The 14,747-nt window shown below is 44.6% G+C and carries 13 protein-coding genes; all 13 read left to right on the top strand.

Features of this window, described 5'->3' with window-relative positions; translation table 11 throughout:
- The first annotated feature begins 207 nt into the window (after positions 1–207).
- The 13 genes from JRJ22_RS23340 (at position 208) to JRJ22_RS29810 (ending at position 14,471) form a co-directional block, all read left to right on the top strand.
- Positions 208–1,023, top strand: coding sequence for a hypothetical protein (locus JRJ22_RS23340; protein ID WP_206101724.1), 816 nt, complete (start codon positions 208–210; stop codon positions 1,021–1,023).
- Positions 1,024–1,288: 265 nt separating this feature from the next.
- Positions 1,289–3,655 carry an endopeptidase La gene (gene lon, locus JRJ22_RS23335; protein ID WP_206101723.1) on the top strand — a complete coding sequence of 789 codons (2,367 nt, stop codon included), beginning with the start codon at positions 1,289–1,291 and terminating at the stop codon, positions 3,653–3,655.
- Positions 3,656–3,667: 12 nt separating this feature from the next.
- Complete coding sequence (gene yihA / locus JRJ22_RS23330; protein WP_206101722.1) at positions 3,668–4,360, top strand: ribosome biogenesis GTP-binding protein YihA/YsxC; 693 nt, start codon at positions 3,668–3,670, stop codon at positions 4,358–4,360.
- A 175-nt stretch (positions 4,361–4,535) separates the two neighbouring features.
- On the top strand, positions 4,536–5,123 hold the full coding sequence (locus JRJ22_RS23325; protein WP_206101721.1) for a non-ribosomal peptide synthetase module: 588 nt from the start codon (positions 4,536–4,538) through the stop codon (positions 5,121–5,123).
- A gap of 101 nt (positions 5,124–5,224) precedes the next feature.
- Entirely contained in the window at positions 5,225–6,007 is a 783-nt protein-coding gene (locus JRJ22_RS23320; protein WP_332461341.1) for a tyrosine-protein phosphatase, read from the top strand.
- A gap of 139 nt (positions 6,008–6,146) precedes the next feature.
- Positions 6,147–8,114, top strand: a complete 1,968-nt coding sequence (locus JRJ22_RS23315) for an S-layer homology domain-containing protein (protein WP_206101719.1) — start codon at positions 6,147–6,149, stop codon at positions 8,112–8,114.
- Positions 8,115–8,217: 103 nt separating this feature from the next.
- Positions 8,218–8,997 (top strand): YveK family protein, encoded by a 780-nt coding sequence (locus tag JRJ22_RS23310; protein ID WP_206101718.1) that lies wholly within the window; start codon positions 8,218–8,220, stop codon positions 8,995–8,997.
- The gene (locus JRJ22_RS23305; protein ID WP_206101717.1) at positions 8,978–9,664 is read left to right on the top strand and encodes a CpsD/CapB family tyrosine-protein kinase; all 687 of its coding nucleotides are present in this window, start codon (positions 8,978–8,980) and stop codon (positions 9,662–9,664) included. The genes JRJ22_RS23310 and JRJ22_RS23305 overlap by 20 nt, the downstream gene beginning before the upstream one ends.
- Before the next feature lie 42 nt (positions 9,665–9,706).
- The gene (locus JRJ22_RS23300; protein WP_206101716.1) at positions 9,707–11,539 is read left to right on the top strand and encodes a polysaccharide biosynthesis protein; all 1,833 of its coding nucleotides are present in this window, start codon (positions 9,707–9,709) and stop codon (positions 11,537–11,539) included.
- A gap of 23 nt (positions 11,540–11,562) precedes the next feature.
- Positions 11,563–12,294: a hypothetical protein gene (locus tag JRJ22_RS23295; RefSeq protein ID WP_206101715.1), complete on the top strand. Its 732-nt coding sequence runs from the start codon at positions 11,563–11,565 to the stop codon at positions 12,292–12,294.
- Complete coding sequence (locus tag JRJ22_RS23290) at positions 12,291–13,292, top strand: stalk domain-containing protein (RefSeq protein WP_206101714.1); 1,002 nt, start codon at positions 12,291–12,293, stop codon at positions 13,290–13,292. Before JRJ22_RS23295 ends, JRJ22_RS23290 begins: the two co-directional genes overlap by 4 nt.
- A 158-nt stretch (positions 13,293–13,450) precedes the next feature.
- Positions 13,451–14,008 (top strand): sugar transferase, encoded by a 558-nt coding sequence (locus tag JRJ22_RS23285; RefSeq protein ID WP_206101713.1) that lies wholly within the window; start codon positions 13,451–13,453, stop codon positions 14,006–14,008.
- Between the two features lie 220 nt (positions 14,009–14,228).
- A complete protein-coding gene (locus tag JRJ22_RS29810; protein WP_206101712.1) occupies positions 14,229–14,471 on the top strand; it encodes an NAD-dependent epimerase/dehydratase family protein in 243 nt (80 codons plus the stop codon).
- Positions 14,472–14,747: the final 276 nt, after the last annotated feature.

Raw genomic sequence — 14,747 nt, 5'->3', positions numbered from 1 at the left:
ACCCTATCCTTCTGTCAGGATATAATGTGAAGTAGGAAATATTAAAATCGCTCCCTCATCAACAATTTGAGGGAGTGATTTTTTATGCGAAGAAATTGCAACTTTTTTACAGTAAGATCGTCTGTAGTACCGTGGATTATTGATGAAAACATGGATATTATATACAATTTATTAGTGTGATAATTTTTATCGGGGGAGAGTTGTATTTTGAAAAGACTATTCATCTTAAAAATTATAGTTGCATCTATGCTTTCTTTTTCTGCCAGTGCCAATAGTGAAGGTGTGAGCCCTAAGTTCATACAAATGAACAAGTTCTACCGGGGATGGCAAGGAGTAGCAGCAGATAAGGATAAAGTATATGTGACGTCCGATCGGGATGTAGACTTTTCTCTTTCAAATACAATTTCGGTCTATGGAATTTCCGGTAAATATTTAGCAGAGAAAAGAATGGCCTACACAGGCACGGATAAGAAAATGCGCTTCATGTCATTTGGTGATTGTTTTGCAGCCAAAGGATTCCTGTATGCTACGGTCTATAACTTTAATTCAGGCCCGCCGGAAAAAGAGCGCATTAGCCGGGTTGTGAAATATAGGCTTCCTGATTTAAAGCAGGTAGCGCAATACGATATTGGACAAGGGACAGCTGAATCCCTGGCTACTTATAAAGGCTCTTTTTGGGTGGTATACCACGATAGGAACGAAATCAGGCGGTTTGATAGCAAATTTAGATTTCAGGCTGCTTACCCGCTTTCTGCTCAATTCGGTGGAGAGGGAGGATATCAAGGTATCTTTTTCAAGAATGATGACCTTTATGGAAATCTTCACGGATCGAATGAATATGGGAAGGCATACGCCCAAGGGTTAGATCACTACAGGTTCGATGGACATTCTTTTAAATTCATCGAAAGAATTAAACCTCCTACATATGGGGCTGGTCAAGGCGTTGAAAGAGTGGGTACATATGTGTTTTGGGCAGACCGCCCAGGAAATAAAATAATAATAACCAGTGAAAATGCGCTGTAAAGCGCGTTTTTGCTTTGTAATGATGTCAGTGTTTATATTGAGAATACCGTTGCCGGCTAAAAATTCCGCTCAAAACATATTCTGCAGAAGAACCACAAATACTAAAGACTGTGCCAAAATCTGTTTTGGGCATCTTAGCCCTTCAAATGTCCTCTAACAGACCAACAACCTTTGTATCGCAAGCCGCCAATTGGTGTTTTGATGCCGCTTTTGTTAGAATGAATGCATATGACATAACTTGAGAACCATGGGAGGTGCGAAAGCGATGATACCAAACAAATCCAAAGGTCGTCGTTTTCCTTTATTGCCGCTTAGAGGTCTTCTCGTGTACCCTAGCATGGTTCTTCACCTTGATGTAGGGCGCGAGAAATCTGTTCGTGCGCTGGAAAAAGCTATGGTTGAAGATAACCTGATTCTCCTCTGCTCCCAGTCAGAAGTGAATATTGAGGAGCCTGGACAAGAAGATATTTTTCGGGTCGGCACCGTCGCGAATGTGCGGCAGATGCTGAAGCTTCCGAACGGCACGATTCGTGTGCTGGTAGAGGGAGTGGAACGGGCCGAAATTATTCATTATACGGATAATGAGGAGTATTACGAGGTTATGGCACGCGAGCTGCCGGAGCAGGAGGACGTCGATCAGGAGAGCGACGCTTTGATGCGGACGGTACTGAGCCAGTTTGAGCATTACATCACCTTATCCAAAAAGGTCACCCCAGAGACGCTTGCTGCCGTGTCCGATATTGAAGAGCCTGGCCGTCTGGCAGATGTGATCACGAGCCACCTGGCACTGAAGATTAAGGATAAGCAAGAGATTTTAGAGACCATTGACGTCAGCAAACGTCTGGAGAAGCTGCTCGACTTTCTTAATAATGAGCGCGAAGTACTCGAGCTGGAACGTAAGATCAACCAGCGGGTGAAGAAGCAGATGGAGAAGACCCAGAAGGAATATTACCTGCGTGAGCAGATGAAAGCGATCCAGAAAGAGCTCGGGGAGAAAGAGGGCCGGGCTGGTGAAGCCGATGAGCTGCGCTCGCAAATGCAGGAGAAGAATCTGCCGGAGCGGGTGCAGGAGAAGATTGAGAAGGAAATCGACCGATTAGAAAAAATGCCTGCCAGCTCAGCCGAAGGCAGTGTCATCCGCAACTACGTCGATTGGCTGCTCGGACTGCCTTGGAGCGAATCTACGGAAGATGATCTGGATATTCTGAAGGCGGAGCAGGTGCTGGATGCTGATCATTACGGTCTTGAGAAACCGAAGGAACGCGTGCTGGAATACTTGGCTGTGCAGAAGCTGGTCAAGAAGCTGAAGGGTCCGATTCTCTGTCTCGTAGGGCCTCCGGGCGTCGGCAAAACCTCACTGGCGCGCTCCATCGCCCGTTCCCTGAACCGTAAGTTCGTCCGCATTTCGCTCGGCGGCGTGCGTGATGAAGCTGAGATCCGCGGGCACCGCCGCACCTATGTCGGTGCTATGCCAGGCCGGATTATCCAAGGGATGAAGACAGCCGGAAGCATTAATCCGGTCTTCCTGCTTGACGAAATTGATAAGATGGCGGCTGACTTCCGCGGGGACCCGTCGGCAGCCTTGCTTGAAGTGCTGGACCCGGAACAGAACAATACCTTCAGCGACCATTTTGTGGAGCTGCCGTTCGATCTGTCGAACGTAATGTTCGTGACAACGGCGAATGCTGTGCACAACATTCCGCGTCCGCTGCTCGACCGGATGGAGATGCTGTTTATCCCCGGCTATACGGAGCTTGAGAAGCTGCAGATAGCCAGCCGTTACCTGCTGCCGAAGCAGCGTAAGAACCACGGGCTTGAGGATACACAGCTGACGATTGAAGATGACTCGCTGCTGAAGATCGTCCGTGAATACACACGGGAATCCGGGGTGCGTAATCTGGAGCAGCAGATTGCTGCGCTGTGCCGGAAGGCCGCGAAGCAGATTGTATCCGGAGAGAAGGAAGAAGTCATTATTCTTCCGGGAGAGATCAAGGATTATCTTGGTGTTTCGAAGTACCGCTATGGAATGGCGGAGCTGGAGGATCAGATCGGTACGGTTACCGGTCTGGCCTGGACCGAGGTTGGCGGCGACACGCTGCTGATCGAAGTGACGGTAGTCCAGGGTACCGGCAAGCTGACGCTGACCGGGCAGCTGGGCGATGTAATGAAGGAATCGGCACAGGCCGCCTTCAGCTATACCCGTTCCAAAGCGGAGGAGCTGGGTCTGGCGCCTGACTTCCATGAGAAGAACGATATTCACATTCACATCCCTGAAGGTGCGATACCGAAGGATGGTCCGTCTGCCGGGATTACCATTGCTACCGCGCTGATCTCTGCACTCACGAAACGGTATGTCTCGAAGGATGTAGCAATGACGGGAGAGATTACACTCCGCGGACGTGTCCTGCCAATAGGCGGACTTAAGGAGAAGTCGCTGGCAGCCCACCGGGCCGGCTACAAAAAAATCCTTCTTCCAAAAGACAATGAACGCGACCTCAAGGATATTCCGGAGAGTGTGCGTAATGATGTGGAGTTCGTACCTGTATCCCATATGGATCAAGTACTGCAGCATGCGCTGGTAGATCATCATCATACAGAAATAAGCAGTGAAGCGCCGAGTAGTGTGCATTAGAAAGGAAGTCCTATGAAAGTTAACAATGCCGAATTTATCATCAGTGCCGTAGGCCCTGATCAATACCCAACGGACGCCTTGCCAGAGATTGCTCTGGCAGGGCGCTCCAACGTCGGGAAGTCCTCTTTGATTAACCGTATGATTAACCGCAAGAACCTGGCACGTACCAGCTCCACACCGGGCAAAACCCAGCATATGAACTATTACCGTGTGAATGAAGATATGTATTTTGTCGATTTTCCCGGATATGGTTACGCCAAGGTATCCAAAACCCAGCGGGCCTCATGGGGCAAAATGGTTGAAAAATACATGGCGGAGCGTGACACGCTGAAATTGATCCTGCTTGTTGTAGATCTGCGCCATCCGCCGACCGGCAATGACAAGATGATGTTTGATTGGCTTAAGCACTATGACCTGCCGCTCTGCGTGGTGGCTACTAAGGCCGATAAAATTCCTAAGACGCGCTGGCCCAAGCATATCAAAGTGATGAAACAGGAGCTTGGTGTGCTGCCGGGAGATAACTTCATTCCATTCTCGTCGGAAATCGGTCTTGGCAAGGATGAGCTGTGGGCGTTAATTGAAAGTTACAGTCTGCAGGCTACAGAAGAAGATACGGATGAGATGTCTGATCCGGATGGTCTAAATGATCAAGCTGAGCAGATAGCAGGAAATGAAGTTGTGCCTGAAGAAGAGCAGGAATCCTGAAACAAGGCTTTATCCTGTGTATAAGTTAGCAATAGAGCGCAATCCTTTGACTCTCCTCCTATTCTCAAGGTATAGGTTGAATTATCAGCTTACAGTCTGTTTCCGCTCATGAGAAAACCCACACTCATCGATGTATAATCATTGTAAAGGCCTTACAAAGAATAGAGGGATGGTTATGGCTCAGCGATTGGCTACAGAATATGTAAATGCAACAATGCAATTGACGGAATTTCAGATGAACCAGTTTCTGCTCACAGCCGATACCTGCTATATCAGTCACCGGGTGAAGGTGCTTGGAGGCGGGGAACAGATGATTGTTCTCGAGGAAGCCGGGGGTGAGGAGGTGTGCCTGTCGGTAGAGCGTAAAGGCGACATCCATTGGTGCACACTTTCCTGCCGGGTAGTTAATCCCCATCTGAACAATGCTGTCCGCAAACTATTCGTCACCTATAAAGGAACGGGGACAGTGAATAGAATCTATCATGGGTTTACCATGATCTATGATTATGAGAGAGGTTCTGTCCGCCGGATCTCAGAATTGACGTCTGCTGGCAGCAAGCTGATCTATCAGCATAAGCATTCTCTTTCAGAGATGATGAATCTGTATAAGTCAGATGCTATAGAGCGAGAGATAGAAGAACTGCGCCGCAGGGTTGATCGTTTGCTGGATCAGCGCAACTCCCTTCAGTCTGCCATAGATCCACGAGATATTGATGGCCAGCTTGCATTCATAGCTCATAGATTGCTATTTTTGGAGGCTTGAGGATACAATAGCTATATACTTGGCAATCATTTCCTAGTGAAATGGTTGTATTTTTTTGCGAAACTCTATAATTTTTCTGGAAAAGGACCGATAAAAAGTATATGATAGATATTCACAGCCACATTTTGCCTTTTATGGATGACGGAGCCACTGACTGGGAAGCGGCCCTCTCCATGGCACAGGATGCCGTACAAGATGGCATTTCCACTGTTGTTGCCACACCACATCATGCTAATGGAGTATATATGAACCCCGCTCCAACTATTGGACAAGCTGTGCAGCTGCTCAATGAGAGAATTCAGCAGGCTGGTCTTCCGCTGCTTGTGCTTCCCGGCCAGGAGATCCGCCTTTACGGGGATCTGCTGAATGATTTGGAGCAGAGTCAATTGCTGACCCTGGCGGGTTCGAAATACATCCTGCTGGAAATGCCTTCTTCACGTGTGCCACGCACAATGGAGGAGACCTGCCACGAGCTGGTTATTCAAGGCTTCGTTCCGGTCATCGCCCACCCGGAGCGCAATGCTGAGGTCGCTGCTAATCCCGCCACATTAGAAAGATTAGTAGAGCTGGGAGCCGTAGGTCAGGTAACCGCCCAGAGTCTGGCCGGAACCTTTGGAAGTAAACTGCAGAAGCTGTCGCTTGATTTGTGTCGCAGAAACGCCGTACATATTGTTGCATCGGATGCACATGACAGTAGTCATCGTCCGTTTGGATTAAGTGAAGCTTTCAAGGTTGTGGAGAAAGAGCTGGGGACTGTGACGTTCGACAATTTCCGCCAAAATTCGCAGAGAATCATCGCAAATGAGGAGCTAATCCGGGTCATTTATACTAATTCCGGCAAGAGACTTCATAGAATGTTCGGATTTTTTTCTCGTAAAGGGTGACCAACCTCTCAATTGATGGTAGAATGGGTATTACTGGGTTATTGTTATATTTTATCAGATTAGTGTGAGTTAGGGCGAAACTTCTCTGATAGCGCAGCAGTATAAGCAACATAACTACATACAAAGAGGTGGATGAAAAGTGTCTTTGAAGAAGAAACTGGCAGTATCAACATTAGCAGTAAGCATGGCAGCAGCATCCGTAGCAGGGTTTCCGTTCAGCAGCGAAGGATTGGCTAAACATCTGACTGGCGTAGCATCTGCAGCAGCAGTCGATCACAACGCAGTAAAAGCCAAGATTACGGCAATCTACAATAACCTGACTGCAACAGAAGTAACTTATTTGCAGAACTATTCCAAAGAAGTTGCCGGAATTGATCAGGCGAAGTTCGAGGATATTTTTGCACCAGTACTCGGCAAACTGCAACTTAACAGTGAAGATAAGGCTACTTCCTTGAAGCTCTTCAAGAGCGTTTCCAGCGTAGTATATGATGTATATGCAAGTGATTTCGATGTTCTTAAAGGCATCCGTTATGATGTTAACAACGTTAAATTGTTTAACAACATTGCAGCCAAAGCGAAAGTGGACAGCCTCAGCTTCGACGATATTCTGGACTTCTTCTTCGCTACTAACGGCGTAGAGGCAGAGCTTCGTGCATTGCTGGGAAGTAAGTCTACTGCAGATATGATCAACCTCATCGGTAATCCGGAGTCCCAGAAGACCTTGGTTAAAGATGCTGTTTACAAAGTGCTTGAGCACAAGACTGGCGTAGGTGCACTGACTGTAAGTGATGCAGTATACAACTTGGGTATCACAGCTGATGATCTCGTGCAGACATTTGATAATGTGAATACGCAGATCAAATCCGCAAAACCTGCTGCACAGGCACTTGCTCTCGCCTACATCCGTACTAATCCGCTTGTTTCTGGTGGTGGTACTGGAGGCGGTACAACAGTTACTACTCCAGGTGCAACTCCTGGCGTTTATGATGTATCGGCTTTGGTAAGTGTTGTTAACGGTAAAGCAACATTGAAGCTGGTAGATGCTGATGTACTTAAAGCCTTTGATGCACTGTTGGCAGCTAACCCAGGTAAAACTGGTCTTACACTAACATTGAACTTGGGTACAGTGACCGCAACGACTGTAGAAGTTCCACTGTCCAAAGCGATCATTGAAGCTGCTAAAGCTAAAGGTATTGCGAATATCGCGGTTACCTTCAACGGCCTGACTGTTACAATTCCAGTCGGACAATTCAGTGATGCAGTAACTTTGACGGTTACTACAGAAGCTGACACTACAGTAACTTCGATCACTAGCCTGAAATTGGCTTCGAAAGTTTATTCCTTCGACCTGACCGTTGGTGGAGTAGCTACAACAACCTTCAAACAACCACTGACAATCAAGCTTCCTCTGGTTGGTGCAGCATCACTGGATAAAGAGCTTCTGTCTGTATCGAAGATTGTTTACGGCAAACTGCAGTTCCAAGGCGGCGTTGTTGACGGTGATTTCATCGTTGAGCCGCGCGACACCTTCTCTTCCTACGCTGTAGTAGAGAACAAAGTAAGCTTCAGTGATACCGCAAGCGTACAAGCTTGGGCTGGAAGACAGATTCAAGTTGTAGCCGCTAAGGGTGCAATTGAAGGAATCGGCTCCGGCAAGTTTGCTCCTAAGAGCAATGTTACCCGCGCTGAATTCGCGAAGATGCTGATCCGTGCACTCAACCTTGAGAACAGCACGGCAACAGAAAGCTTCAGCGATGTAAGCTCTACTGCATGGTATGCTCCATACGTTGCAGTTGCTGCTGAGAAGGGCATTATCACTGGACGCAATGCTTCAACCTTTGATCCGAATGCGACAATCACACGTGCTGAGATGGCTACAATGATCTCCCGTGCGGTGAAAGCACTCAAGCCTGCTGCAACTGCTGATGCAACAGCACTTAGCAAATTCTCGGATGCAGCGAAGATCAGTGCTTCCCTGAAAGACGGCGTAGCCTTTGCAGCCAGCAATAACCTGGTTATCGGTAATGCAGGCAAGTTCAACCCTAACGCTACTGCTACCCGTGCAGAAGCAGCTGTAATCATCTATCGTACAATGAACTTCAAGTAAGAATAATACAAGCAAGTGGAGAGCCTCCTCTCGTTCATGTGAGAGGGGGCACTTTTTTAGCGTGAATTGAAATATTACAGAAACAGCTTGGAGGGAAATTCACTTGTCAGCACAAGAATTGGATCTTCGCGATTATTTTCAGATTGTAAGAAAGAGACTGTGGATGATTGTAAGTATTGTTATCGTCGTCTGTCTTCTTGCCGGTGTGTATAGCCTATACATTAAGAATCCGGTGTATGAAGCTTCAACGAAGATTATTGTTAATCAGACACAGCAAGTGCAGTCAGCAGCATCACAGCTGGATTTGAATCAGATTAATACTAATATTCAATTAATTAACACGTACAAGGAAATTATTAAGACACCAGCCATTCTGGATGTTGTAGCCAAGGACTATCCGCAATTTAACACTACTGCAGAAGAGTTGCTGAAGAAGGTTAATGTGAGTTCGGTAAATAATACGCAGGTGATGACACTTGTCGTTCGAGATAATTCTTATCAGAGAGCAGCAGAAATCGTGAATGCCATTTCACTTGTGTTCAAGCAGGAAATTCCCTCCCTGTTCAATGTACAGAACGTATCGATTTTGAATGAAGCCAAGCTTAATCCTACTGTTGCACCAGGACCGGTTGAACCTAATGTAGTGATGAACCTGGCAATTGCCTTTATCGTTTCACTGATGATCGGCCTGGGGATTGCCTTCCTGCTGGAGTACATGGATGACACCCTGAAGACAGAAGAGGATATTGAGAAATACCTGGGTCTGCCGACGATAGCAATGATAACCAGACTCGGACAAGAAGAGACCAAGTCTACAGAAACGCAAGCACAGAAGCTATCCAGAAAGGCAGGGGATCTCGAACATGTCACAGCAGCCAAATAAACAACGCCATCTGATTACCGTAACGAATCCGCGTTCGCCTGTATCGGAAGCATTTCGGGCTTTGCGGACCAATATTGACTTTTCTTCGATTGATGAACAGATTCAGGTCATTATGGTCACATCTTCCGGACCTGAGGAAGGTAAATCCACAGTAACCGCGAATCTTGCGGCCGCCTATGCACAAGCAGATAAGAAAGTGCTTTTGATCGATGGAGACTTGCGGAAGCCTACGGCACACAAAACCTTTTCTTTAAGCAACCGTTACGGGTTATCTTCTTTGCTGTCACAGCAGGCGGATTTAAACGAGGTTATACAGGAATCTGGAGTTCCTAACCTATACCTTATGACTTCTGGTCCGATTCCTCCGAATCCAGCGGAGATGATGGCTTCGAACCGGATGAGTACAGTCCTGCAGGAGCTTCGTCAACAGTTTGATGTGATTATGTTCGATACTCCGCCGCTCTTAGCGGTTACGGATGCACAGATTGTGGCTTCCAAGAGTGATGGTGTGATTATGGTAGTCAGCTATGGCAAGGTGAAACGTGATATAGCCGTTAAGGCTAAGGCCAATCTTGATCGTGTAGGGGCGAAGATGCTGGGGGTAGTACTTAATAACGTCAAGCGCAAAGCTAGCGAAGGCTACTATTATTACTACTACGGAAATTGACAATGTTCGGTAGAGAAAATGTTATTTTTGGAGGCACTAAAAATGACAGCAAAATCTAGAGTGTTCGTGTTGTTCTTCATTGATCTGGCCATCATTTGGTTCAGCATTGCTACCTCATATTGGTTCCGGTTCTATGATGGTATCCCTCATGATTATGTAGTCCAGATGCTGCAGTTTGGCATCATCTCGACGATTGTTATCGGGGGAAGCTTGATCTACTTCGGTCTTTACCGGCGGATGTGGCAATATGCCAGTATTGGAGAAATCGTCTCTATCCTTAAGGCGATTGTCATTGGTTCTATTAGTTCCTATGTGATAGCACTGCTGCTCCTTCCGGCACGAGTACCCTTTGGAGTGGAAGTTCGCTCGATGGAAACGATTCTGGTCTTGGTTGGGGGAGTGCGGTTCTTATGGAGAGTTTTTCGGAATGACCGGATCACTAATAAAGAAACCGAAACCCATGCACTGATTGTTGGAGCAGGGGATTGCGGCATGCTGATTGCGAAGGAAATGATGGGGCCTTCCTTTGCGCATACGAGATTGATAGGGTTCATAGATGATGATCACAATAAATATCACATGTCTATCTTGGGCTTGCCTGTGTTGGGGAATAGGTATGATCTGCCAAGGCTTGTCAAAGAAAAAGATATTCATGAGATCATAATTGCAATGCCATCTATATCGAGAACCGAGATCTCCGAGATTATCAATTTAGCCAAAACTACAGGTGCTAAGCTTAAAATTATTCCCGCACTTAATGATCTGATTGCCGGGAAAATATCTGTGAAGAAGCTTCGTGATGTTAGCGTGGAAGATTTACTAGGACGTGAGCCGATTATAGCAGATTTAAATGGCATTCTAGGCTATGTTCATAATAAGACGGTTATGGTAACGGGTGCTGGCGGATCTATTGGCTCGGAGTTGTGCCGTCAAGTTTCACCCTTTGCTCCAGAGAAGCTTCTATTGCTGGGTCATGGGGAAAATAGTATCTATACCATTGAAATGGAACTGCGTAAGAAGTTTCCTGATCTTGAGATTGTTACGGTCATTGCAGATGTACAAGACCGCAATCGCATGATGGATGTATTCCGCACGTTCAGACCGCATGTTGTCTTTCATGCGGCAGCGCATAAACACGTTCCTCTGATGGAGCGCAATCCATCGGAAGCGATTAAGAATAATGTCTTCGGAACAAGAAATGTGGCTGATTGTGCGGACCGATTTGGAGCAGAGCGATTTGTGATGATTTCATCTGATAAGGCGGTCAACCCTACTAGCGTAATGGGAGCAACCAAGCGTATTGCAGAAATGTACGTACAGAGTCTGAATACTACAAGCCACACTAAGTTCTCTGCAGTGCGATTCGGTAATGTCTTAGGTTCCCGGGGTAGTGTAATACCAGCCTTCAAACAGCAGATCGCTGCAGGTGGTCCTGTTACTGTCACCCATCCTGAAATGGTACGATATTTCATGACTATTCCTGAAGCTGTACAGTTGGTCATCCAATCCGGTTCTTTCGCCAAAGGCGGAGAAGTCTTTGTACTGGATATGGGTGAACCTGTGAAGATTCTTACCTTGGCCGAGGATTTGATAACCTTGTCAGGATACGAACCTTATAGGGATATCAATATTACGTTCTCTGGTATCCGCGAAGGTGAGAAGCTCTATGAAGAGCTCTTAACAGATGAAGAGAATCTGGGTTCGACTCAACATGATCGTATATTTATAGGTAAACCAAATGTAATCAGTCAGAATCAGCTAGAGTTGGAATTTAAGCGGTTGGAACGTGTATTAACCGAAGAGCCAAGTGCGATCCGCGAAGTGATTAATCAGATTGTTCCCATGCAGCCCGTTGCTCAAGCCGCTATTAGCTAACTATTCTGAAAGAAGGGATTACTATGTTCAACAAGAGATGGAAGAAAGTACTGGCGTGGTCTCTGTCTGTAGTAGTGGTATTAGCAATTGGTGGATTGTTTGCTGCAAATTATGCGGTGGATAAACTAATGACCTCCATGGCCGGTGGGCTGGATTTAGAATCTAACAATGTATCGAATAGCGGGAGCGTAATCGTGGAACCTACTATAGCACCTGCTGAAACGGTAAAGCCAACTGAAGCAATTGCGGATAACCCGTTCAACAATACAAATACTCCAACTGTATCAGCGCCGGCTTCAGAGACTGCAACTAGTCAACCTGTCACGGCACAGAAGACAGCTGAGAATAGTGGGAATATTGCTTCTCCTTCGGCAAAACCCCAAGCATCAAGAAGTCCGTCCTCGGACAAGAACACAGATGTGGGCGGATATTCTGCACAGGTCTCAGCTGATAAAGCTAAGCAAATACAAGAAAATGTTACAGTTAAGGAAAAAGCGGATGTTGCATCTATTGTAATGGGTCAATTAAGTGTGTCGGATATCAAACGTTTGCAGGAGCTAGCATCGGGTGGATTAACCATAGATGAGAAACGCGAAGCACGCAGTATTATTCTTGGTAAAGTGTCAGAGGAACAATATAATGAACTTTCACAGATTGCGAAGAAGTATGGAGTAAGCGAAGGGAAAACACAAGAACAAGTGTTAGCTGAAGAAGAACAGTCTAAAGCACAAGAAGAAGGAAGTGAACAGCAATGAGTAAAGTCAAAATTCCTGCAGCAGCTCTACTGCTCCTCTTATCCATCGGGGCTGCCCCATTAACAGCTTCGGCACCTTTATCTGCATCGGCTGCTTCAGTGGCTACTGCCGCAACACCATCGATTTATAATAACTCTGCTAAAGTTCAAAATATGAATGTCAAAATGATATTTGATGGTGTAAGTATGGTACCGCCTTCTGGTCAATTAGTATTTATTCATAACAATACGACTTATGTACCTGTAAGATTTATGTCTTATGCACTGCAAAAGAGCGTTACCTGGGATGCTAAGAATCTCAAGGTTACCGTAGGTGAACCAAGCAGTGCTGAGTCGGTTGTAATTAAAGAATATATAATGAATGCTGCGAATACTAAAATTACCTTTTCTGAATCTAAACCTGTAACCTTAACTACAGTGAAGGCAAGCTTTGTATTTGATGGAGTTATCAAAAGTCTGCCTGCTAACCAGACTAGTTATATATTAAATGGAGCACTATATGTGCCGCTTCGCTTCCTTTCAGAATCAGTAGGAAACGTAATCAACTGGGATCAGAAAGCGAAGGTTATTACGGCTACATCTAAGGCTTACCAAGAACAAGTGAATGAAGGGAATACAGCTGGTAATGCAGGCCAGGGAGCAACTACTACAACTCCATCACAGGCCGGTGGCTCAACTTCTGGGAAAGTTTCATATGAAGACATAACAAGTGCAACGGAAGCTAAGCTTAATGCATTAAAAAGTCAAAGTCAGTCAACTTTGATGAGTATTGCACTTGAGTATGTAGCTGCCAAAGATGATGCTAGTAAAGCCAGTATTAAGAACAAGGGCTTAGAACAATTGTCTTCATTTACTGCAAGCTTTAATAGTATTGTGGCTGATGCCGAACAACAATTGAAAGCAAATGGATATAGTACAGATATCATTCAACAATATCGAAGTGCTTTTGAGGCGGAATTACAGGCTGGCAAAGATTTAGCTGGAAATACGGCAAATTGAGTAGTAGTGACATCTATAAATTATTTAGAAATTCACTAAATACGGGGGCTGTCAAAAGTAACTCAGTATTAGTTTTGTCCTCTCTTATAATCTTACTTACTTGTGAAAATTATTTATGAACTATGTGTCGTTGAAAAAAATGATAAAGGTGAGGTAATTTGAAAAGAATCGTTGATATTACATTTTCTTTAATTGGTTTAATATTGCTATCACCCTTTATAGTTATTATAGCAATAGCAATTAGACTAGATTCCCCAGGCCCTGTGATGTTTAAACAGAAAAGAATCGGAATGGGCAACTCGTTGTTTACCATTTATAAATTCCGTTCGATGAAAATAGGAACTCCTGATATTCCAACGGATCGAATTAATCCAGCTGACTATGTAACAGCCATCGGTAAATTTTTACGTAAAACAAGTTTAGATGAGATACCTCAATTATTTAATGTGTTTTTAGGAGAAATGAGTTTTGTAGGACCGAGACCTGCTTTACATAATCAAAATGAACTTATTAAGAGTAGGACGGAGAAAGGAATTCATCATATCCTTCCCGGCATTACCGGATGGGCACAGATAAATGGAAGGGACGAGATAGACACTGCTGAGAAGGTAAGTTTGGATGAATATTACCTTAAGAACTGGTCAATAAAGTTGGATTTTAAAATTCTATATTTAACATGTAGTTATGTATTTAAAGCAAAAGGAATAAAAGCATGACATGGGAGTGCTTATGATAACTTTATAGGGAAGTATAATGTTAATTACTGGTTCAATAGGGTGTCTTGTTTATCAACTTGTAGAGAAATTGTTAGAATTAAAATGCTCTGATGTAAGGTGTTTAGTTCGTACTCCTGAATCACTTGATGATAAAATCAGAGACAAAGTAACAGTTTACTAATCTCGGAGAGTTTAAAGAAAATTGATACCGTAATTCATTGTGCAGCAAAAGTTTTTTCCTAAATTAGTATCTAATAAAGAAGACTTTTATAAGACGGATTTTGAAAAGACAATACAGCTATTCGAAATGTGTTTAAATAATAATGTTAAAAGTGTGATATTTATAAGCACTGTAGCGGTTTATGACAACTACCCTCTTATTAATGAATATTCTATAAAGGCACCAAATATGTCTACGGAAATTCAAAGGTATGCTGAGGAAGCAGCGCTGGAAATGTTTTAATTTTTGGAGATGGAAGTAATGTAAAAACCTTTACATATGTAAGGATGCGGTGAATGCAATAATTGAAAGTATTAATAATTCCGTAATCTTAGGGGAACGCATCATAATTGCCAATAATATTGATATCTCCTTTATTCAACTGGTACGGTTAGTTGCAGATGAATTAAAGAGGAAAGTAATTATAGTTAAAATACCATATTGTTTTATAATTAAAACGGCTCGTATTATTGATATGATAACTAAAAATTTCAGTATAAGGTTATGCTATATTTAAAC

Origin of the sequence: Paenibacillus tianjinensis (assembly GCF_017086365.1) — a bacterium.
GTDB lineage: Bacteria > Bacillota > Bacilli > Paenibacillales > Paenibacillaceae > Paenibacillus_AQ > Paenibacillus_AQ tianjinensis.
Note: the sequence above shows the minus strand (reverse complement) of the source record. Positions and strands in the feature narration are given on the sequence as shown.